The sequence below is a fragment of the Listeria monocytogenes genome (assembly GCF_041765605.1).
In the GTDB taxonomy this organism is placed as follows: Bacteria; Bacillota; Bacilli; order Lactobacillales; family Listeriaceae; genus Listeria; species Listeria monocytogenes_D.
Genome location: NZ_CP168900.1, coordinates 2774635 through 2796361 on the forward strand (window position 1 = coordinate 2774635; position 21727 = coordinate 2796361).

The 21727-nt window shown below is 39.9% G+C and carries 18 protein-coding genes and 1 riboswitch; of the genes, 4 read left to right on the plus strand and 14 right to left on the minus strand.

Going from position 1 to position 21727, the window contains the following annotated elements; genetic code table 11:
* Positions 1-23 precede the first annotated feature (23 nt).
* From AB2Q86_RS14270 to AB2Q86_RS14295, 6 genes are read right to left on the minus strand one after another with little or no spacing between them, the layout of a single operon-like run.
* Positions 24-719 (minus strand): response regulator, encoded by a 696-nt coding sequence (locus AB2Q86_RS14270; RefSeq protein WP_012582347.1) that lies wholly within the window; start codon positions 717-719, stop codon positions 24-26.
* Positions 716-3406, minus strand: a complete 2691-nt coding sequence (locus AB2Q86_RS14275) for a sensor histidine kinase KdpD (RefSeq protein ID WP_003728573.1) — start codon at positions 3404-3406, stop codon at positions 716-718. The genes AB2Q86_RS14270 and AB2Q86_RS14275 overlap by 4 nt, the downstream gene beginning before the upstream one ends.
* Positions 3407-3421: 15 nt before the next feature.
* Positions 3422-3994, minus strand: coding sequence for a K(+)-transporting ATPase subunit C (gene kdpC, locus AB2Q86_RS14280; protein WP_012582346.1), 573 nt, complete (start codon positions 3992-3994; stop codon positions 3422-3424).
* A gap of 14 nt (positions 3995-4008) precedes the next feature.
* Complete coding sequence (gene kdpB, locus AB2Q86_RS14285; protein WP_012582345.1) at positions 4009-6054, minus strand: potassium-transporting ATPase subunit KdpB; 2046 nt, start codon at positions 6052-6054, stop codon at positions 4009-4011.
* An 11-nt stretch (positions 6055-6065) separates the two neighbouring features.
* On the minus strand, positions 6066-7751 hold the full coding sequence (kdpA, locus tag AB2Q86_RS14290) for a potassium-transporting ATPase subunit KdpA (RefSeq protein ID WP_012582344.1): 1686 nt from the start codon (positions 7749-7751) through the stop codon (positions 6066-6068).
* Positions 7748-7837 (minus strand): potassium-transporting ATPase subunit F, encoded by a 90-nt coding sequence (locus tag AB2Q86_RS14295; RefSeq protein WP_015085182.1) that lies wholly within the window; start codon positions 7835-7837, stop codon positions 7748-7750. The genes kdpA and AB2Q86_RS14295 overlap by 4 nt, the downstream gene beginning before the upstream one ends.
* A 254-nt stretch (positions 7838-8091) precedes the next feature.
* Between AB2Q86_RS14295 and AB2Q86_RS14300 the strand changes: the two genes are divergently transcribed.
* From AB2Q86_RS14300 to AB2Q86_RS14310, 3 genes are all read left to right on the plus strand, one after another.
* The gene (locus tag AB2Q86_RS14300) at positions 8092-8397 is read left to right on the plus strand and encodes a PTS sugar transporter subunit IIB (protein ID WP_003722040.1); all 306 of its coding nucleotides are present in this window, start codon (positions 8092-8094) and stop codon (positions 8395-8397) included.
* Between the two features lie 135 nt (positions 8398-8532).
* Positions 8533-9840 carry a PTS sugar transporter subunit IIC gene (locus tag AB2Q86_RS14305; RefSeq protein WP_003728576.1) on the plus strand — a complete coding sequence of 436 codons (1308 nt, stop codon included), beginning with the start codon at positions 8533-8535 and terminating at the stop codon, positions 9838-9840.
* A gap of 36 nt (positions 9841-9876) precedes the next feature.
* Positions 9877-10179: a PTS lactose/cellobiose transporter subunit IIA gene (locus AB2Q86_RS14310; protein WP_003722042.1), complete on the plus strand. Its 303-nt coding sequence runs from the start codon at positions 9877-9879 to the stop codon at positions 10177-10179.
* A gap of 21 nt (positions 10180-10200) precedes the next feature.
* Here the strand turns inward: AB2Q86_RS14310 and AB2Q86_RS14315 are convergent, their stop codons facing one another.
* From AB2Q86_RS14315 to AB2Q86_RS14330, 4 genes are all read right to left on the minus strand, one after another.
* Entirely contained in the window at positions 10201-11322 is a 1122-nt protein-coding gene (locus tag AB2Q86_RS14315) for an FtsW/RodA/SpoVE family cell cycle protein (RefSeq protein WP_003724991.1), read from the minus strand.
* Entirely contained in the window at positions 11319-12449 is a 1131-nt protein-coding gene (locus tag AB2Q86_RS14320; RefSeq protein WP_012582343.1) for an FtsW/RodA/SpoVE family cell cycle protein, read from the minus strand. The genes AB2Q86_RS14315 and AB2Q86_RS14320 overlap by 4 nt, the downstream gene beginning before the upstream one ends.
* The gene (gene mgtA / locus AB2Q86_RS14325) at positions 12450-15020 is read right to left on the minus strand and encodes a magnesium-translocating P-type ATPase (RefSeq protein WP_012582342.1); all 2571 of its coding nucleotides are present in this window, start codon (positions 15018-15020) and stop codon (positions 12450-12452) included.
* Between the two features lie 284 nt (positions 15021-15304).
* Positions 15305-15471: riboswitch (M-box (ykoK) riboswitch) on the minus strand.
* A 102-nt stretch (positions 15472-15573) separates the two neighbouring features.
* The gene (locus AB2Q86_RS14330) at positions 15574-16140 is read right to left on the minus strand and encodes a TetR/AcrR family transcriptional regulator (protein ID WP_003722048.1); all 567 of its coding nucleotides are present in this window, start codon (positions 16138-16140) and stop codon (positions 15574-15576) included.
* 162 nt (positions 16141-16302) lie between these two features.
* Here AB2Q86_RS14330 and AB2Q86_RS14335 point away from each other — a divergent pair, with 162 nt between their 5' ends.
* The gene (locus AB2Q86_RS14335) at positions 16303-18084 is read left to right on the plus strand and encodes a 1,4-beta-N-acetylmuramoylhydrolase (protein ID WP_012582341.1); all 1782 of its coding nucleotides are present in this window, start codon (positions 16303-16305) and stop codon (positions 18082-18084) included.
* A gap of 328 nt (positions 18085-18412) precedes the next feature.
* On the opposite strand, the gene AB2Q86_RS14340 is transcribed toward AB2Q86_RS14335, so the two are convergent.
* The 4 genes from AB2Q86_RS14340 to tmk form a co-directional block, all read right to left on the minus strand.
* A complete protein-coding gene (locus AB2Q86_RS14340) occupies positions 18413-19597 on the minus strand; it encodes an AAA family ATPase (protein ID WP_012582340.1) in 1185 nt (394 codons plus the stop codon).
* Positions 19597-20406, minus strand: coding sequence for a hypothetical protein (locus AB2Q86_RS14345; protein WP_012582339.1), 810 nt, complete (start codon positions 20404-20406; stop codon positions 19597-19599). The genes AB2Q86_RS14340 and AB2Q86_RS14345 overlap by 1 nt, the downstream gene beginning before the upstream one ends.
* A gap of 237 nt (positions 20407-20643) precedes the next feature.
* Positions 20644-20973, minus strand: a complete 330-nt coding sequence (locus tag AB2Q86_RS14350; RefSeq protein ID WP_003722052.1) for a cyclic-di-AMP receptor — start codon at positions 20971-20973, stop codon at positions 20644-20646.
* A gap of 107 nt (positions 20974-21080) precedes the next feature.
* Positions 21081-21707, minus strand: coding sequence for a dTMP kinase (tmk, locus tag AB2Q86_RS14355; protein ID WP_012582338.1), 627 nt, complete (start codon positions 21705-21707; stop codon positions 21081-21083).
* Between the last annotated feature and the right edge of the window lie 20 nt (positions 21708-21727).

Sequence of the window (21727 nt, forward strand, 5' to 3'; positions counted from 1 at the left end):
TTTATTTTTATCATAACATATTATTATTCTTCTGCCATCCGGTACCCAACTCCAACTTCTGTCAAAATGTATGCAGGTTCTGCTGGATTTTTTTCAATTTTACGTCGGATATTACTCATATTGACCCGAAGCGCTTGATTTTCACTAGGATAAGGTCCCCAAATTTCGCGAATAATAAAATCATGCGTAAGGACTTTTCCGGCGTGGCGAGCTAATAGAAGCAAAATTTTATATTCAATTGGCGTAAAATGAATTTCCGTATCGCCCATTTTGACAAGTCGGCGGTCGTCATCAATAAAAAGGTCTTGAATGCGAATAATATGGTCATTTGGCGTTTCTTTGCTACTTGGTTGAATGTGCCTTAGGGCAGTCCGAATCCGCGCCAGTAGTTCCGATGTGCCGAATGGTTTCGTAATATAATCATCTGCGCCATGGTCAAGTGCCGTCACTTTCTCTCGTTCATGATCGCGCGCGGATACAACAATAATCGGTACTTTTGACCAAACGCGAATATCACGGAGCACATCCAGTCCTTCTACATCGGGCAAACCTAGATCAAGTAGCACAACATCTGGTGAATGGCTCGCTGTCTGCTCTAGCGCTTCTTTTCCATTCACTGCTTTAATCACCGAGTAATCACTTGCAGTCAAAACAGCTGAAATAAAATTACTGATGCCCTCTTCATCTTCCACAATTAGCACAAGTCGTTTGCTGTTCATTTTCCATCTCCTCCATCTAGTGGCAAAGTGAACCAGAATGTCGCCCCGCCATGTTTGTTGTTTTTCGCTTCTAGCGTTCCGTCGTGCGCCCGAATAATCGACATACAAATTGATAAGCCCAGCCCCAAGCCACGGGACATGTCTGAACGTTCTCTTGCCTCTACCGCAAAAGTATCAAATAAATCTGGCAAACGATTTTCCGGAATCCCTTTTCCATTATCACGTACACTGAAAATCGCACTTTGCTTCGTTTTCGTCACGTCTACCCAAACTTCTGCACTTGTTCCACCGTGACGCAAGGCATTTTCCATTAAATTAATAAGCACTTGTTCAATCAACGTCCCATCCATCGGAACCATCAAAAGATCGCGCGGAACTTTTACGTGAATGATTCGGTCTCTGAAACGTTTTTTTATGCGTCCAACCGCTTCACCAACAATTTCTTCAACGGCTTCCGGTGCTCGTTCCAAACTTACCAAACCTTCACTAATTCGTGTCACAGATAGCAAATTCTCGACCATCCGAATGAGCCAGCCTGAATCATCTTTAATACCTCTAATTAAGTTTCGCTCGGTTTCTTTGTCTAATTCATCTTCTTTTTCAAGTAAGGCGGAACTCGCGCCAATGATTCCTGTAAGTGGCGTTCGCAAATCGTGTGAAATAGCCCGTAGCAGATTACTTCTCATCTTTTCTTTGGCTGATTCAATAACGATTTGGCGCTGTTCTTCTGATAGATACTGGCGCTCTAAAGCCAGCGCGACTTGAGAACTAATCATTCGTAAAAATATCCGGTTATCTTGTGTGAGCGGTCCTTCTTCAGGGGAACAAGAAACCCCGATGACACCAAGTACTTTTCCTTGTGACATCACCGGCATATAATAACCAAAAGCCCCCATTAGCGTATCTGTCCCAGCGCCTGCTCGTTTTTTATTTTTAAATACCCAGTGTGCAACCGCTTCTTCATCTGCATTAAGCAGCGCGCTCGCATCTTCTTTTCCTTCTGCTTGTACAAAAATCCCTTCATTACTTTTGGCAGGGTCAGCAGAATAAAAAATAACGGAACGGCTAAATAAATGTAAAATATATTCATTTGTAAGATTAATAATTCCTTTTAAATTGCGCGTCACCAAAAGTTGTTTATTGATTTCATAGAGTACTTCGGTTCGGCGTTCCCGCTCGACAGCAAGGCTCGCTTGTGTTTTAATTCGAACCGTTAGCGCACTCGTAATCAACGCCACCAAAAGCATAATTCCAAAAGTCACCGGATATCCTGCCTGAATCGTGTTAAATGTATAAAGCGGCGACGTGAAGAAAAAATTAAATAACATAACGCCAATGATGGAACCTAGAACACCATACACATAACCGCTCGTTACGCGAGAAATAATTAAAACGGACAAAATATACACCATAATCACATTTTGATCGCCAATGCCAAATTCACTTAAGCCGACACAAATCGCTGTCGCTAGCGTTAATAGTAAGACCATTTTCGCCATATCGTGCCATGTGAGGAAACTTTTAAAACGCATTTTCATTCGCCGTTTTTTTGTTTTCGGTTGGCTTGAAGGGATGATGTGCATATCAACGTTATCCAAATGCGTGATAAGCCGGTCTTCAAAATCCTCTTCAAATAAGGACCGCAAGCCCATGCGTCGGCGCGATTTCCCAACAACGATATTTGTCACACCGGTCAAACGAGCATACTCCGCTACTGTTTCCGCAATATCATGTCCAGCGAGGGTAACAATCTCTGCACCGAGTCGTTCAGCAAGTTCCATCGTTTCCCGCAAACATTTTTTCTCTGCTTTGGTCATATAATCATTTTCTTCATTTTCAATATAAAGAGCAGTCCATGGTGCGCGGAAAGCCTCGGCGGTGCGCGCTGTCCAGCGAATGAGTTTTGCAGACGAAGGCGATGTCCCAATACAAACAAGCCATTTACTACTCGCACGTTTTTCTGGATAAATACCCGTTTGATCATATTCGTGGCTAATTCGGTCAGCCGCTTTCCGCATCGCAATTTCGCGCAAGAGTTTTAAGTTTTCTCTAGTGAAGAAGTTCTGCATAGCTGTTCGCGCACGTTCTGGTTGATAAATTTTTCCTTGTTCGAGTCGTTTTAAAAGTTCGTCGGGTTCAATATCAATTAGTTTTACTCGGTCTGCTTCATCAAAAACATAATCGGGAATCGTTTCGCGCACGGCGACCTTGGTAATACCTTCAACGATATCATTCAAGCTTTCAATATGCTGCACATTAACAGTTGTGTATACATCGATTCCTGCTTGGAGTAATTCTTCCACATCTTGGAAACGCTTCTTGTTTCGCACGCCTGCTGCATTCGTATGCGCGAGTTCGTCTACCAAAATCAGTTCTGGTTTCCGTTTCAACGCTTCGTCCAAATCGAATTCTTTGAGCGCAATATTTTTGTGAGTAATTGCTTTTGGTGGAATAATCGGGATTCCTTCTAACATTCTCAGCGTTTCCTCGCGAGCATGAGGTTCAATATAACCCGCCACGACATCCACACCTGCTGCTAATTGATCTTTGGCGTCACTTAACATGGCATATGTTTTCCCAACACCTGCCGCAAAGCCAAAATATATTTTTAATTTACCCACGGATGAATCTGTTTCTTCTTGCAAATTCACCAGTAGCGCATCCGGACTTGGACGATTCGTTTCCATATACTCGCCTCCAACTTACATTTTCAATCTATCTAATGCCAAATTCACTTGTAAGACGTTCACAGTTGGCTCACCCCAAAAACCTAACAATCGGTCACTTGTATGTTCTGCGATAATTTCTTTGACTTGTTTGGTGGAAATGCCTCGTTCTCTAGAAATTCGGTCTACTTGATATGCCGCAGCAGCCTCTGAAATATCCGGATCCACACCACTTGCTGATGCTGTTACGAGATCCATTGGAATAACTCGATTGTTCGTCGGATCTAGTTTATGCCACCAAGCAATTCGTTTTTCTACTAATTGTTTTTGTTCTTCGCTAGTAGGGTTTAAGTTTGTCGCCGCTCCGTCACTTGCCGCCCGTCCAATCAAGTACTCAGGCTTAGTAAACGTTTGGCCAATTTCAGCAGAACCAACTTTTCTGGTCGTACCATCTGCTCGTTTTTCTTCTATTATACTGCCATTTGCTTTGTCGTGGAAAGCTGCACTTGCAAAAATAGTGACAATACCCGGATAAACCACACCACACATCAATGTCAAAAGTAGAAATCCAACTACTGCCGGCTTCCAAATTTGCATAAATCTTTTCATGTTTTCTCCCCCTCTTAAACGATTCCTAAAACAGTTAACAGCATATCAATCAATTTAATCGCGATAAATGGAGCAATCAAACCGCCCAGACCATAAATCAACATATTTCTGCTCAGTAATTTCCCGGCCGGCATTTCACGATACTTCACACCTTTTAAAGAAAGCGGAATTAGAATAATGATAATCACCGCATTGTAAATAATCGCTGATAAAATAGCGCTCGTCGGGCTGGTTAATCCCATTAAATTAAGTGCTTCAAGCTGTGGGAAAATACCGTAAAATAGCACTGGAATAATCGCAAAGTATTTCGCTAAATCATTAGCGACACTAAATGTTGTCAGTGCACCGCGCGTCATTAAAAGTTGTTTGCCAATCCGAACAATATCAATTAATTTAGTAGGACTAGAATCCAGATCAACCATATTCCCAGCTTCTTTTGCAGCTTGTGTTCCTGTATTCATCGCAACAGCTACATCCGCTTGTGCAAGAGCTGGCGCATCATTTGTCCCGTCTCCTGTCATCGCCACTAAATGACCTTCCCGTTGATATTCGCGAATTAATTCCAATTTTGCTTCTGGGGTTGCTTCTGCTAGAAAATCATCGACTCCTGCTTCCGCCGCAATGGCTGCTGCAGTCATTGGATTATCGCCAGTAATCATAATTGTTTTAATACCCATTTTTCGTAAATCGAGGAAACGTTCTTTCACTCCATTTTTCACGATGTCTTTTAAATAAATAACGCCTAGCACTTTGTTATTTCGGACTACTACAAGCGGTGTACCACCAGCACCAGCAACTTTGCTCACAATCGCATCACACTCTTTTGGGTACGTCCCGCCATTCGCCGTTACGTAAGCGCGAACCGCATCCGCCGCACCTTTTCGAATCGTATTTTCTTGATAGTCAATTCCGCTCATTCGCGTCGTTGCAGTGAAGGGAACAAATTCTGCGTGCATTTCAGCAAAATCTCGACCGCGAATGTCGAACCGTTCTTTCGCTAATACAACAATACTCCTGCCCTCCGCTGTTTCGTCCGCAATCGAGGAAAGTTGCGCCGCATCGGCCAGCTCTTGTTCCGTCACACCATCCACAGGCAAAAATTCGCTTGCTTTCCGGTTTCCCAGTGTAATCGTCCCAGTTTTATCGAGCAAAAGCACATCCACATCACCAGCTGCCTCAATCGCACGACCACTCATCGCTAAAACATTCGCTTGATTTAACCGGCTCATCCCTGCAATTCCAATCGACGAAAGTAGTGCACCAATGGTAGTTGGCGCCAAACAAACAAGCAAAGCAATCACATTCGTAATCGAAATTGCCGATCCAGCACCCGCCTGCTTACTCGCAAATTCAGTAAATGGTAAAAGTGTCGCTGAAACCGTCAGAAAAATAATCGAAAGCGTTACAAGCAAAATTTGTAGAGCAATCTCGTTCGGTGTCTTTTTCCGTGAAGCACCTTCCACCATTGCAATCATTTTATCTAAGAAACTTTCTCCAGAGACCGCCGTCACACGAACAACAAGCCAGTCAGAAACAAGCGTAGTTCCACCCGTCACGGCACTTCTATCCCCGCCAGACTCTCGAATTACGGGGGCAGACTCCCCAGTTATTGCACTTTCATCAACTGAAGCCGCACCTTCAATAACCTCACCATCCATCGGGATTTGTTCATTCGCAAGGACATACACAATGTCGCCTTTTTTCAAGTCATTCGAAGCAATTTCGATCACATCCGTTTTATCATCAATATTCTTCAATTTTCGAGCTAAAACGTCTTTTCGAGCCATTTTCAAACTATCCGCCTGTGCTCGACCGCGACCTTCCGCAATCGCCTCAGCAAAATTCGCAAATAACACTGTAAACCATAAAATCAGTGCAATTGCTAGCGTATAACCAGACTTCTCATCCGAAATCCCGAAGAAACCGAGAAAATAAAGGCTCGTTGCCAAAATCGCACCAACATAAACAAGCAACATCACCGGATTTTTCAATTGCAGTTTTGGAGACAGTTTTTTCGTCGACTGAATCAGCGCATCTTTCCAAATACCTTTTTCCATCATTTCCATTCACCTCATTTGAAAGTTGTAAAGAAGTCCGCAATCGGTCCAAGCGCAAGTGCTGGCAAGAAACTAAGCGCGCCAACAAGTACCACAACACCAATTAAAAGACCAATAAACATGCCATTTTTCGTCGATAACGTCCCGCTGCTCGCTGCAACCGAACTCTTTCCAGCCATATTTTGCGCTAAATAAAGCGCCGCAACAAGTGGAATAAAACGAGCAAGTAACATCATTACTGCGCCAACCATATTTGTAAACGTCGTGTCCGCCGCAAATCCAGCAAAAGCACTACCATTATTATTTCCCATCGAAGTAAATGCATAGAGCACCTCAGAAAAACCGTGCGCCCCACTCGCCGAAACAGAAGCTTGCACACTTGGCATCATCACCGCAACCGCCGTACCGAATAAAGTCAAAAGTGGCGGAACCAAAATAAGCAAACAAACCATTTTCATATCATAAGGTTCAATTTTCTTCCCTAAGTATTCCGGTGTCCGCCCAACCAAGAGCCCCGCAATAAACACCGTCAAAATAATAAAGCCAATCATGCCATAAAGCCCGCTACCAACACCGCCAAAAATAACCTCACCAAGTTGCATAAAGAACATCGGCACCAGTCCCCCAAGCGGAGTCAAACTGTCGTGCATTGCGTTCACCGCTCCATTCGAGGCTGCCGTCGTGGAAGCTGCAAAAAGCGACGAACCGCCAACACCAAATCGAACCTCTTTTCCTTCCATACTGCCAGAAGTCGCAACACCTTGATAATGTGGACCTGCAAATTGTTCGGAGATAGTTATCGCAACAACACCAATAACAAAAACAATCATCATCGCTGTCATAATCGCGCGTCCTTGCTTACTATCCTTCACCGCACGCCCAAACATCACAACAAGCGCCACTGGAATAAGTAAAATCGCCAACATTTCTATTAAATTAGTAAAACTAGAGGGATTTTCAAACGGAAACGCAGAGTTCGCTCCGAAAAAGCCACCACCATTTGTACCAAGCTGTTTAATAGCAATTTGGCTCGCTGCTGGGCCTAACGGAATCAACTGCTTTGCCCCATTTTCAAGTGTTTCAACAACCGAATAATCAGCAAAGGACTGCACCACTCCTTGTGAAACTAAAAGAAGCGCCAAAACAAGCGAAAGTGGTAGTAAAATATAAAGCGTCACTCGAAATAAATCTTGCCAAAAATTTCCCACTGTTTTCTGTTTCTTCCATATAAAGCCGCGAATTACCGCAAATAAAACTGCAATCCCTGTCGCCGCCGAAACAAAGTTCTGCACCGTTAAGCCAATCGACTGCGAAAAATAAGATAAAGCCGTCTCACCAGAATAAGCTTGCCAGTTCGTATTCGACACAAAACTCGCCGCCGTATTAAACGCCAGACTAAAACTAAGTCCTTTCATACCTTCCGGGTTGAGCGGTAAAAAGCCTTGTAGCATCAACACCGCCATTACAAATACAAAGCCAACTGCACTAAAAGCAAGTACGGATACCGCATAACGTTTCGCGGACATTCCAACCTCACTCACACCCATCAACCGATAACCAAACCGTTCAACTGGCTCTAACACTCGTGACAAAAATACCTTTTCCCCAATCATCACTTTGTACATATAAATTCCAAGAGGCACCGCCAAAACTAATAACAATACAACAAAAAACACATCTTGCATCACGATATACTTCATAAGTCCTCACCTCTAAACAACACATAAAATAAATACACCAACAAACCTAAACCGATTATTCCAGCAATTACTAGAACAACACCCATTTTCCGTTCACCCCTTCACCGTACTCTTTCCACCACTAATCCTACCAACAAACGTATAAAGACAGTGTTAAGATTCTAAAGCTCCGCATAAAGATTCCGTTAATATCTCTATGTGTGTAAAATTTACACACAAAAAAAGCCAATGTGTAAGCAAAAAACAAAATGAAAACCCTTTTATAGCCACATTTAAAGTTGGCACGGTACTTGCATATATAAATAAGTGTTAAGAGAATTATCTAGAGGAGGAAATAATCATGAAAACAATCATGTTAGTATGTTCAGCAGGTATGTCTACCAGCTTACTAGTTACAAAAATGGAAAAAGCAGCTGCAGAAAAAGGCCTTGAAGCAAAAATCTTCGCCGTTGCAGAAGCAGAAGCAGCTAACCATTTAGACGAAATCGATGTTTTATTACTTGGACCACAAGTACGTTTCTTAGAAGGAAACATGAAGAAAAAATTAGAGCCAAAAGGTATTCCATTAGCTGTTATTAACAGTGTTGATTACGGAATGATGAAAGGCGACAAAGTTTTAGAACAAGCATTAGAGTTAATGAAGTAAAAAGAGGGTAATTACAGCTAGCTAGCTGAAAATTATAAAAAACTAAAGAGGTATAGTAATAACGCCATGTTTTAGAAATTATGTATTCGTCTTAACCCGGCTATTACTTTATCCCTCAAAAAAGGAGAATAAAAAATGAATGGTTTTATCGCATTTATGGAGAAATATTTCATTCCCTACGCTGCCAAAATTGGTGGACAACGTCATTTAGTAGCAATCCGTGATGGTTTCATTACAACTATGCCACTTATGATTCTAGGGTCTTTCGCCGTTTTAATTAACAACTTCCCAATTCCAGCTTACCAAAAGTTCATGAATAACTTATTTGGTGAAGGAACTTGGCAAGCATTCGGCGGAAACGTTTGGAACGGTACTTTTGCTATCTTAGCATTACTTATCGCTTTCACTGTAGCTTACAACTTAGCTAAATCTTATGACAAAGATCCACTTTCTTCCGCAGTAGTTTCTGTAGCAACTTTCTTCACTATTGGCGCAATTGCTCCAGGTGCTGACGGCGTTGCAAACACTGGTGGTCTTGGATCAACTGGTCTTTTCTTAGCACTTATTATTGCAATTCTTTCCACTGAAATCTTCACTCGTTTAAGTGGTAGCCCGAAACTTGTTATCAACATGCCTGATGGTGTTCCACCGGCAGTTTCTCGTTCATTCGCAGCTTTATTCCCTGCAATGATCACTGTTTCTATCTTTGGTCTTATCACTGCGTTCTTCCAAGCAGCTGGTGTGACTAACTTAGTAATTTCTTTCTACGAATTAGTACAAGAACCATTCATGGGTCTTGCAAACTCCTTGCCAGCAGCTTTATTATTGGCATTTGTTTCTGCTTTCCTTTGGTTCTTTGGTTTACACGGTGCGAACATTATCGACCCGTTCATGCAAACAATCAACATCCCAGCTATCGAAGCTAACGTAAAAGCACTAGAAGCTGGTAAAGAACTTCCTTACATCGTTAACAAACCTTTCTTTGACTCTTTCGTTAACTTAGGCGGAACTGGGGCAACTATCGGTTTAATCATTGCTATCTTTATCGTAGCTCGTAAACATAAAGCGTACATGACAGTTTCTAAATTGTCTGCAGCGCCAGGTATTTTCAACATTAACGAACCAATGATGTTTGGTCTTCCAATCGTCTTGAATCCAATTATGTTCATTCCGTACATCTTGGCACCACTTGTACTTGTAACTGTAGCTTACTTTGCAACAGCTATCGGTTGGGTACCAGCTTGTACTATCGTAACTCCTTGGACTACACCACCAATTATCGGTGGAGCACTTGCAACACAAAGTATCGCTGGTGGCGTACTTGCAGCTGTAAACTTAGGTCTATCTATCCTAATCTTCCTTCCATTCGCGAAAATTGCTCAAATCCAAGAGCTACGTCGTGAAAAAGAAGCACTTGCTGCTGAAGGCGTTACTGCAGAATAATTTTTAAAAACCAAAACTTTAAGGACGTGTTTACAGATGGATTTAGAGCAAACTATTATGAGCTTGATCGTGTTCGGTGGTAACGCTAAAAGCGATGCTATGTTAGCCATTGATTCCGCTAAAAAAGGGGATTTTGCTCAAGCAGACGAACAAATCGCCCAAGCAGAACAAGCACTACTTGAAGCGCATCATTCTCAAACAAAACTTATACAAGGTGAAGCACGTGGCGAAAAAACAGAAGTTTCCCTTCTACTCGTTCACGCACAAGACCACTTAATGAATGCAATCACTTTCAAAGATTTAGCGAAAGAAATTGTAGACCTTTATAAGAATAAATAAAACTAAAAAAACCAGTTGTCGTCATGACAGCTGGTTTTTTTCTTCTATTAAATCGGCATCTGACCGGATAATCGCTAGCACTACACCCACTGCAATAAAATTACCTAGCACAGCACTCCCACCATAACTAATGAATGGAAGCGGGATCCCTGTCAGCGGCATAAGCCCAACAGTCATGCCAATATTTTCAAAAATATTAAAGGCAAAACTCACTGCAAAGCCCGCTAAAACAAGCGAAGAAAAGGTATTCTTCATCAATAGCGCTGCCATAATTAATTGATGGATAAGTAGCATAAATAAAATTAACAACAAACTTACACCAACAAACCCAAACTGATGCCCAATCGTACTAAAAATCATATCAGTATGGCTTTCAGGGATATACGCATTTGTCCCCGAACTACCAGTCATCATCCCCGAACCAACCGCCTTTATCGACAAGTTAAGTTGGTACACGGCGTCTGGGTCAGTTGTTGGATCAAGCCACGTCTGAATCCGCGAAAACTGGTACGCATGAAACCCAATTTTCTCTAATAAGCTAATGTGATACACGACAACATACATCCCAACTGTTGCAGCTGTTAAGATTAACGTAATAATTCCGACCATCAGTTTGGTTGATTTAATTGCCAGTAAAATAATCGCTAGCGCCGTAACCCCGTAAACAATCGTCGTACCAAGGTCTGGTTGTTTCATAATTAATAGTAATACTATCCCAGTAAGCACCGTCAGAATCCCTAATTGTTTCCATTTTTGTGCTTGATATTTCACTGCAAAATGCGCCAATACAAAGATAAATATGGATTTTACTACTTCAGAAGGTTGAAAAGATAGCCCTGCAAAACGATACCAACGTGTCGCCCCATTTATATTTTGTACTAAAGGATTAGGAATGAGTATACCTAGGAGCGTAATGACCATAATCACATACAACCAAATCGCATGATGTCGCAAAAACTCCACCGGAAGCCTAGAAACACCAAAACACGTAAGCGTCCCAATTGCTAAAAACACCAATTGCATTCCTAAAAAATTCGTATTGTACTGATTTGTCTGCTGCGCATAATAGATTGCCACACAACTAACTAAAGACAATAAGAACACCGATAAAATAATCCGGTTATAAAGTACATCTCGTTTCATAAATACACGACCTCTCTCGTTTTAGCTAGTACGTTCCGTCTCGCCGCCGCCAGTACAAATCCTACTGCACACGAAAGCATGACAACCGAACTGCCACCATAGCTAATAAATGGCAGTGGCACACCAGTAAGCGGAATAATTCCACTCACTCCACCAAGATTCAAAAACATCTGCACCGACACCCAAGAAGAAACACCGATACAAACCATCGAATCAAAAATAAAATGACTACTAATAGCAATATAGAGCGCTGTAAAACTTAGCATCATCAACAAAAATATCGTCCAAATAACACCAAAAACACCAAGTTCCTCTGCAATTACCGTCATAATAAAATCCGTATGCGGCTCCGGCAAATAGCCTAACTTCTGGACACTACCTCCTAAGCCATTTCCAAATATCCCACCGCTCCCAATCGCATAATAACCATTTCTAAGTTGATAGGAAGCATCTAAATTATCCAGGTTAAACGGATCCAGAAAAGCAAATCTACCCAATTTTGCTGAACTAAAAAAGTCTGGGTGAAAGAAGTAAATCAGCATTGCTACAAGCAATAAGAGACCGAAAGACCAAATAGCTACACGCACAAGGCGTGTGAGGCCAACTCCGCTAGTTAAAAACAAAGCGACCCCAATAACACCTAAAATCAGTGCAGTGCCAAGATCCGGCTGCAAGAAGACAAGCCCCACTGTTAAAAATAAAAATCCAAGCAACCAATATTGTACGCGAACACCACAACCTTTTTTCAAAAAAACCGTGGCGATTACTAGTATCAACAGCAATTTAACCATCTCAGTAGGTTGGAACGTCACACCCGCAATAGACAGCCATCTTTGCGCATTGTTCGCCGCGCTTCCTGTTAGAAGCACTAATAGCAGTAAGCCAAGCAAACTTCCAGCCAAAATCCGAAGCGTTCGTCTCAGGTAAAATAGTTGCACATTAATACGCGAGCAAACGAGTAGTCCTAAAAAACCAAGCCCATAAAAAAGTAATTGCCTATTAAAGAAATAACTCGGCTCCACTTTATATCGCATAACAGCAACACCGTAACTCGTGCTATAAACAAGTATCAAACTCCATATCGTCAGAAGTAAATACGTTACAAATAGCACGCGTCCAGCACGCATTTAAATCCACTCCCGGAATTTCCGAATGTACATAGTTTTCACCAGTTGCATCGTAGCCATATATCCAACCAAAATCAATATCAACCAAGGGAAATAACTACCAGGCAAGCTGACAAAACCAATGCTGTGACCGAATCCTGTAAATGGAATAATAATCCCAAGCGCCATTACACTAAGCGTTGCAATCATGACAGGTGCAGCTGCTCGGCTTTGAATGAACGGTATTTTCTCTGTACGAATCATGTGTACAACTAATGTTTGCGTAAGTAAGCCAACCACGAACCAGCCACTGTGGAATAATGCTTGCTCCGCCACCGTATTCGCGCTAAATACAAACCACATAATTAGAAACGTCGCTATATCAAAGATCGAACTTACCGGGCCAATGCACAGAATAAAGCGCAACATTCCTTTTTGTTCCCATTGATGCGGCTTCTTCAAAAATGAACGATCCATTTTGTCCCAAGGAAGTGTTAATTGGGAGAAATCATACAGCAGGTTTTGCAGTAAAAGGTGTAACGATAGCATTGGTAAAAATGGAATAAATGCACTCGCAACCAAAACACTAAACACATTACCAAAGTTAGAGCTGGCCGTCATTTTAAGGTATTTTAGAATATTACCGAATACATTCCGACCCTCCATCACCGCATCATTTAAGACCGTTAAGCTTTTCTCAAGTAAGATGACTGAGCTGGCATCTTTTGTAATATCGGCCGCTGTATCAACCGAAATTCCAACATCTGCTTTCCTAAGAGCAGGCGCGTCATTGATTCCATCACCAAGAAATCCAACCGTATGCCCCGCTTTTTTAAGCAAACCAATGATTCGCGATTTTTGCATTGGGGTTAATTTAGCAAAAATGTGATATTTTCGCAGTTCTCGCGTAAGTTCTTCATCGGAAAGCTCTTCTATATCCGCACCTAGTAAAAATCCGTTCGCTGGAATGCCGACTTCCTGACAAATTCGTTTCGTAACAATTTCGTTATCACCCGTCAAAACTTTTACGTTAATTTGATTTTTGAAAAGATGAGCGATTGCTTCTTTCGTCGATGCTTTTACTGGATCGCGGAAACCGAGGAATCCCGCAATAATCATTTGTTCTTCGTCGGTCTTAGTAAATGCTTCTCCGACTTTTCCAGTTTTATAGGCCACAGCAATCACACGAATTCCTGAGCGATTCATTTCGGCACACATGTCTTGAAGTTCGCTCTTTTCTGATTCAGATAGTGTCGAAACAGCACCGCCAAATTCCTTATGAGTGCATACAGTGAGCATTTCTTCCACCGCGCCTTTTGTAATCATCCTTGTTTCTGCCTTATTTTCGACCACTACGCTCAAACGGCGACGATCAAAGTTAAAAGGGATTTCGCCAACTTTTTTCCAATCCGCTGCAGTGCTCTCATCCAATTTGGCAATAACAGCATGATCTAAAACATTTTTCCAACCAGTTTGGAAGTAACTATTTAAATAAGCCATTTTCAAGACGCGCTCTGAGGTTTCGCCAGCACTATCAATGTATTTTATAAGTTCTAGTTTATCTTCTGTGAGTGTCCCAGTTTTATCCGTACACAAAATGTCCATTGCACCGATATTTTGAATGGCGCTCAGTTCTTTCATGATTACTTTTTTCTTCGACATATTGATTGCACCTTTTGCCAAGTTCGTGCTGACAATCATAGGTAGCATCTCGGGTGTAAGGCCAACAGCAATCGCTACTGCATATAGAAATGCTTCTAACCAATTGCCCTTCATAAGCCCATTAATCATAAATACAATCGGTACCATCACCATCATAAAATAAAATAGTAATTTCGAAATTGATTTAACACCTTTATCAAAACTAGTATCGCCGCGCCGTTCAGTAGCTGCGATGGACAACGAACCAAAGAACGTCGAGCTTCCAGTCCGCAAAACAACTGCCCGACCATGCCCACTTAACACATCTGTCCCCATAAATAATAGGTTTTCCCGTTCAAAAATTTCTGGATTGGCACTTTTGTCTTCCACAAATTTTTCAGCAGGAATCGATTCTCCCGTGAGCGCCGATTGATTAATTAATAAATCCGTAGCCGAAATAACTCGCGCATCTGCTGGGATAATATCACCCGCCGAAATTTCAATTAAATCTCCAGGTACGATTGCGTCTTGCATTATCAAATCCATGGAGCCATTTCGAATAACATTGACTCTATTTTTCACCATATTCTTTAACGCGTAACTCGCCCGTTCTGCTCTACTTGTTTGAATAAATCCAAGTATCCCGCTCGCAAGTATCATTAGCGCCATAATCACGGTCGCTTCCATGTCGTCCGTCAAATACGAAACAACCATTAACATCGCTAAAATATAGATAAACGGATCATTAAACGCCCGAATAAAGAGCCGTAGATTTGATACTTTTCTTTCTTCCACTGTTTGATTGGGACCAAATTCCGCTAATCTTTCCGTAACTTCTACGTTTGTGAGTCCCGTTTCCATAACACCTAACTTTTCCAAAACTTTTTCCTTGCCCATTTGTGATTCTTTGAGCAAATTGTTACCTTGCTTTTTTACGTGTAGTTTTTTCATTTTCCTTGCCTCCAATTCTTTCTAGGCAAGCTGAGAATAACGTTTATGTGCGCCAGAGATGAAGGTTAGTCACTCTTGCAGCTTGATTACTATAATACGAGTCCGGGTCTTCTACTTCCTCTCCCTGATGGTGGTCCATTGCCTTCATCTCCTTTCGAATTTTATCTAAGCTCAATTATCTGAAAAAAAGATTTTAATTCCCAGATAATTATTTTCATAATAAACATGAAAAAAGTCCTTACCAAAACCTTGGCAAGGACTTCTGAGTTTATACGCATACTAAAACAGACTCCCCTCGCTAAAGTTTTGGCACTATGCAACGTAAAGAATACTCTTAGCCACATTATGGAAAGCCTTAATCCGACAATCCCTGTTCTACCCATTGGCGTCTTTGGACATTTTTGGGCAGTGGCCTGTGTTTGCATAGGAGCCTCACCTAACAGGCAAAACTACATATTTATTATCGCTCTAATCGTCTACGAGTTTAACATAGAAAATCTAAGCCCGCAAGACAAAATGTAAAATACTTAACTTTTATTTAACTTTTCGTGATTTATTTCAATAATTTTAATAAAACATCTGCTAATGAATCTGCGGTTGTTGTAATCGTTGGCGGGCGCTTATAAATATCATCGCGTACTTTTTCCACCATAATAAGCAAAATAACACTATTTAAAATCAAAGAAATCGCATCTGCTTCTTGCGCAGAGTTCTTACTCGGAACCATTTCTTTTACTTTTTGATTAACCCGTTCATACAAATATTCCACAATCGATGGATCAATAAATTCCATATCTTTGCTGCCCATTTCTCGAACGGAAATTACCATAAAATCCCGATATTTTTCATAAATATCTGAAATAAATTGGCTCGCTTGTCGTAAAAATACTTTGGCACTCTCAAAATCTTTATCAAAAAATTGATTGATTTCTGCCTTCATACTTTCAAATTGGACTTCCAGCGTCATATGAATAAGGTTATCTTTGCTCTTGAATTTTTTAAAAATTGTTGCTTCATTTATTCCAGCGGCTTCTGCTAATTGTCTTGTTGTGGAGCCTTTAATGCCGTGTTTCGCCATCATACAAAGCGTTGCATCCATGATGGATTCGTTTGTAATCATTATTTTACCCCCGTTCAACTAAGTAAGCACTTGCTTATATTCAGTATAACAAAGACAAGCCTTTTTGACAATTTAATTACAATTTGTCGATATCAATCATAAGTAATGTGAAGTATGTAATAATGGATGTAGAATATTTTAAAGAATTGGAAGTGACTTACCATGCAAAAGACGAGAAAAGAACGGATCCTTGAAGCCTTACAAGAAGAAAAGAAAAACAAAAAAAGTAAAAAATTCAAAACTGGTGCAACGATTGCTGGGGTTACTGCCATCGCAACCTCTATCACTGTTCCAGGAATCGAAGTAATCGTTAGCGCAGACGAAACAGCGCCTGCTGACGAAGCATCTAAAAGCGCGGAAGCTAACACAACCACAGAAGCACCAGCAACTGCCACTCCTGAAAACACAACAGAACCAACCGTTGAACCTAAGCAAACGGAAACAAAAGAACAAACAAAAACACCAGAAGAAAATCAACCCGCAGCGAAGCAAGTAGAAAAAGCTCCAGCTGAACCCGCTACAGTTAGCAATCCTGATAACGCAACAAGCTCTTCTACACCAGCAACTTATAACCTATTACAAAAATCAGCACTCCGTTCGGGAGCAACTGTTCAAAGCTTTATCCAAACAATCCAAGCCTCTTCTTCCCAAATTGCAGCAGAAAATGACCTGTACGCATCTGTCATGATCGCCCAAGCAATTTTAGAAAGCGCCTATGGAACGAGTGAATTAGGTTCTGCTCCAAACTATAACCTTTTTGGAATCAAAGGAGCTTACAACGGCCAATCTTACACAAAACAAACACTAGAAGATGACGGTAAAGGAAACTACTACACAATTACAGCCAAATTCAGAAAATACCCATCTTATCATCAATCTCTAGAAGATTACGCCAAAGTTATTCGTAACGGCCCAAGCTGGAACCCAAATTACTACTCAAAAGTTTGGAAAAGCAACACTACTTCTTACAAAGACGCAACTAAGGCTTTAACTGGAACGTACGCAACAGACACAGCCTATGCAACTAAATTAAATGACTTGATTAGCCGATATAATTTAACCCAATACGACAGTGGCAAAACAACTGGCGGAAACTCCGGAAGCACTGGTAATGCTGGAAATTCTAGCAACACCGGAAACACTTCCAATGCAAAAGTCTATACAGTCGTAAAAGGCGACTCGCTATGGAGAATCGCTAACAACCATAAAGTAACCATCGCGAACCTAAAAGCTTGGAACAACTTGAAATCCGATTTCATTTACCCTGGACAAAAACTTAAAGTTAGTGCCGGTTCAACTACATCGAATACGAATACATCGAAACCTAGCACAGGAACAAGCACGTCCAAACCAAGTACAAGCACTAGCACAAACGCTAAAGTTTACACAGTTGTAAAAGGGGACTCGCTTTGGAGAATCGCTAACAACAACAAAGTAACTATCGCGAACCTAAAAGCTTGGAACAACCTGAAATCCGATTTCATTTATCCAGGTCAAAAGCTTAAAGTTAGTGATGGTACGACTACAAGCAACACGAATACATCGAAACCGAGCACAAATACTAACACAGCTAAACCAAGTACAAGCACTAGCACCAATGCTAAAATTTACACAGTTGCTAAAGGTGACTCACTTTGGAGAATCGCGACTAATAATAAAGTAACGATCGCGAACCTGAAAACTTGGAACAACCTAAAATCCGATTTCATTTACCCAGGACAAAAACTTAAAGTTAGCGCTGGTACGACTACAAGCAATACGAACACAGCTAAACCAAGCACAAATAAACCAAGCAACTCCGCAGTAAAAACATACACTGTCAAAAAAGGTGACTCACTTTGGGCCATTTCAAGACAATATAAAACAACTGTAGATAATATTAAAGCTTGGAATAAATTAACAAGCAACATGATCCATGTTGGTCAGAAATTGACGATTAAGTGAATATAAAAAACCTAACTCCTGAGCGAGGTAGGCCTGAAACTGCAGATAAAGCGAGAAATTGCTTTGTCTGCGGTTTTTTTATTAAACTTAAAAATCTGAATAACAGATGTACTAAATTTTTTACTCGTGATAATTCTTTACCTATTTATGATGATAATTCATCTATCTCACATCGATAGTTTAAAGCATCCAATTCCCATTTAATCTTTTTCATTGTTAGCGCGTGGCTCTCTTTTCAATTACATACTAACCACTTTAAGTTAATTTGATAAAGAGAATTCCTAAGTTTATTAGCCATCTATAAAAAATGGGAAGTCATTGATTTACCTTACTGCCAAATCTTATCTTTTTTATTTGGATACTTCTCTTTGACATAACTCATAAATAATTGTCTAATTACAGTATTCAATATTCTCATATTCTGATAATTATCTACATCAATCTTACTTTCGAGTGATTCTTTATCTAATTTGCCCAATCTTTTATCAAATACTTCATTAAATTCACTTACATATTTTGAAAAACGAGTATATAAATAATTATTCTTGTCAACTCTTGTAAGTGGGTTAAAAGAACTGACATAATTGAATCTCGATCTTAATTCAGGTGAAAATACTTTTTCATAATCAGATACACTTACGTTAGACGTGAAAATAAAAATGTAACCAGATAACTCTATTTCTTCCCCCAACATGCTTGTTGCCACACCACTTTCTAAAATCTCTAAAAAATAGTTAAATACTTCTGGTGTCGCTTTTTCAAATTCATCTATAAGTATTACTCCCACATTAGAATTCTCAATTTTATCAAAAAGCTCTCCATTTTCACTACCTATATATCCTCGTGGGCTACCTATTAGGCTGTTCAATGCACCTTGACTACTATAATTACCAAAATTGATTTTTGCAACTTGTTTATTTCCCATCAAGTATTTATGAAGTAATTTAGCAACTTCTGTTTTCCCAACTCCCGAATCTCCCATAATAAAGATAGAAAAAACTTTATTTTCTTTAATTGCATTAAACATCTTAAATTCTAAAAACAGCTCTAATAAGTCTTCTTTGAATCGATCGTGACCAATTAAAGATTCACTAATTTTGGTCGTAAGTTTCTTTATTTCTTCATTTGATAAGTCAGTTATTAATCTTTTTCGTTTAACTGTCTTTTCAACTATAGCATTACCTTTTTTAGGTAAATATTTCTCAATTGTGAATATATAACTCATATTATCTTTAAAATCTTCTTCATCACAATCTGTTATAAATGTCGCATTATCAAAAAAATCCCTAACTATTTCTGGAAAAATAAATTTAATTATATTTTCTTTGAAATTAAGTGAGCCTAGCACAGACATATCAATAACATGAATACTTGAATCAAAATAATCTATTGTAGCTTTTCCTTGTGTAAAACTATAAACGGTAGAAATATCTATTAATTCCATTCCTTTATCTTCAAATTCTTTTTTTAGAGCTTTATAGTAAAATCTGTTAAATATAATTAATTTAGCCATTATTTATCTCCCGTTTTCAAAGTTATATTCTGGACTACAGCAATAACATCTACAAAGTGATAACTTGACGAAGCTTTCGCTTTCTCTTGGCCTGATTCTATATCTACTGATGTAGAAGGTCTTATTTGAGAACCCTCTTCTTTACTAATCGTATTTCCAAGCTTAGACATATACATAAATGTATTAGATAGTTGTTTTTCAGAAATTGCTCCTTTGTATATACCTATTACCATTACATTACCTAGTAATAAATCATCAATAGCATAATTACTCTCAAACTGCGCATTTAAAGGTATTTTAAAAATCACATCTTCGTTCTCCTGATTTTTCCCCGATAGAAGATAAAAATAGTCATTTAGCATTGAGTTCATCAAAGAATCTGCATTAAGTTTCATTCCTTCAACTTGTAATCCCTCTGCTTCAGTTACTGTCCCAGGCTTAATCACTTTAGCAGCTCTTACATCTTCTTCATTTCGTATTAGTATTGACGAAACTTTAACATTGATTAAATCCCCCTCACTTTTAAAATCAAATGAATTATTCTCTGTAGAAATAGGTATAGTATCTATTATTCCTTTTAAAACTGTGGATTTCGATTGAATTATTTGTATATTTTCAACTATTTTTTTGTCTATAATCTTTTCGTTCTCATTGGTAATATTTGCGGAAAGTGCTGTTCTTAATTTGGCAAGAATTGGAATTATCGCATCTCCTTCTAATTTTGCAGCTACACCTTTCCCCTTCTTTGCTCTTGTTGAATCTGTGCTTTCACTAAGCTCAGAATTTGTAACTCTATTGTCTATCAACATAGCGATTTCAAAAGCTTTATTATAATTTAGATAGTAGATATTAAAAATTTTCTTTTCCTCCCTTTATTTACAGTGTTAACTATCCCCTATATTATGCAGTCAATTGAATACATTTGTTAGAGGATTATATTGACGGACTCCTCTACTCATATATTAACATATTTCTTAATTTACCAAGATTTAAATAAAGAAAAAGCAGGTAGCCCTTATCGCATACCTGCTTTCCCACTATCTGTTTTAAAAATGATGGAAACTTTCCACCGGCATTACAAACACGGTTGCGCCGCCAACTTGTACTTCGATTGGGTAAGGCACATACGTATCTACCGTCACACCTAAGGAAGCGGATGGTGTCATCATTTGTTCGCGTGCTTTACAGTTTTCCTTGATTATCGCTAGGGCATCTTCTACACGTTCATCTTCTGTCCCGATGATAAATGTGGTGTTGCCTGCTTTTAAAAATCCACCTGTTGTAGCTAGTTTTGTCGCACCGAAATTGCCTTTTGTAAGTGCGTCAGACAAACGGTTGCTATCTTGGTCTTGGACGATTGCAAATATCAGTTTCAAAGAAATCAACCCTTCCTAAAAATCTATCTTTTTTCTATTATAGCAAATAAATGCCATTTTAAAGAGCGATATGCACTTGTGGCAAGGTGTTGAAGTCACATTAGATGTTAGGCTAATTGTCGTAAAATGTCAGCTAAAATAGTTTCTGTGATTTCTTCTGGTGTCTTTGTAGCGTCCACTCGCATAAAACGTTCCGGGAACATGTTGATGACTTTTTCGTAGCCAGCTTGGACTTTTTCGTGGTAGGTAATATCTTCTTTATCCAAGCGATTGACTTCACGGCCCTTATTAGCGGCGATTCTTGCTAAACCGACTTCGGCAGGCACATCGAGATAATACGTCCGGTCAGGCAATGTATCCTCAATCGCATATAAATTCACTTGTAAAACTTGTTCCATATCCATGTCACGTCCGGCACCTTGGTAAGCAAGTGAGCTATCCATGAAACGGTCACAAAGCACTGTTTTCCCTACCGCTAGAGCTGGACGGATTGTTTCAACGACATGTTGACGGCGCGCGCCTGCAATAAGTAGTACTTCTGTTTTTGGATCCATTTCTTCATTACCAATTCCGAGCACGATATTTCTTACTTTTTCTGAAATCGGGCTGCCACCTGGTTCACGTGTTTTAATAAAATCAATGCCAGCTTCCGTCATTTTTTGATTAAGTAGTGTTCCTACTGTTGTTTTACCAGAGCCATCTGGGCCTTCGAGTGTAATAAAAATTGCTTTCATTTAGTAATTTCCTTTCCCTT

Coding starts and splice junctions, on each gene's coding strand:
- AB2Q86_RS14275 (WP_003728573.1), bottom strand. CDS start 3,406: ATGGAAACGAATCGTCCAAGTCCGGATGCGCTACTGGTGAATTTGCAA.
- AB2Q86_RS14270 (WP_012582347.1), bottom strand. CDS start 719: ATGAACAGCAAACGACTTGTGCTAATTGTGGAAGATGAAGAGGGCATC.
- AB2Q86_RS14300 (WP_003722040.1), top strand. CDS start 8,092: ATGAAAACAATCATGTTAGTATGTTCAGCAGGTATGTCTACCAGCTTA.
- AB2Q86_RS14335 (WP_012582341.1), top strand. CDS start 16,303: ATGCAAAAGACGAGAAAAGAACGGATCCTTGAAGCCTTACAAGAAGAA.
- AB2Q86_RS14330 (WP_003722048.1), bottom strand. CDS start 16,140: ATGATTACAAACGAATCCATCATGGATGCAACGCTTTGTATGATGGCG.
- kdpB (WP_012582345.1), bottom strand. CDS start 6,054: ATGATGGAAAAAGGTATTTGGAAAGATGCGCTGATTCAGTCGACGAAA.
- AB2Q86_RS14310 (WP_003722042.1), top strand. CDS start 9,877: ATGGATTTAGAGCAAACTATTATGAGCTTGATCGTGTTCGGTGGTAAC.
- tmk (WP_012582338.1), bottom strand. CDS start 21,707: ATGAAAGCAATTTTTATTACACTCGAAGGCCCAGATGGCTCTGGTAAA.
- AB2Q86_RS14320 (WP_012582343.1), bottom strand. CDS start 12,449: ATGCGTGCTGGACGCGTGCTATTTGTAACGTATTTACTTCTGACGATA.
- AB2Q86_RS14305 (WP_003728576.1), top strand. CDS start 8,533: ATGAATGGTTTTATCGCATTTATGGAGAAATATTTCATTCCCTACGCT.
- AB2Q86_RS14345 (WP_012582339.1), bottom strand. CDS start 20,406: ATGTTGATAGACAATAGAGTTACAAATTCTGAGCTTAGTGAAAGCACA.
- mgtA (WP_012582342.1), bottom strand. CDS start 15,020: ATGAAAAAACTACACGTAAAAAAGCAAGGTAACAATTTGCTCAAAGAA.
- kdpC (WP_012582346.1), bottom strand. CDS start 3,994: ATGAAAAGATTTATGCAAATTTGGAAGCCGGCAGTAGTTGGATTTCTA.
- AB2Q86_RS14295 (WP_015085182.1), bottom strand. CDS start 7,837: ATGGGTGTTGTTCTAGTAATTGCTGGAATAATCGGTTTAGGTTTGTTG.
- AB2Q86_RS14340 (WP_012582340.1), bottom strand. CDS start 19,597: ATGGCTAAATTAATTATATTTAACAGATTTTACTATAAAGCTCTAAAA.
- AB2Q86_RS14315 (WP_003724991.1), bottom strand. CDS start 11,322: ATGAAACGAGATGTACTTTATAACCGGATTATTTTATCGGTGTTCTTA.
- kdpA (WP_012582344.1), bottom strand. CDS start 7,751: ATGAAGTATATCGTGATGCAAGATGTGTTTTTTGTTGTATTGTTATTA.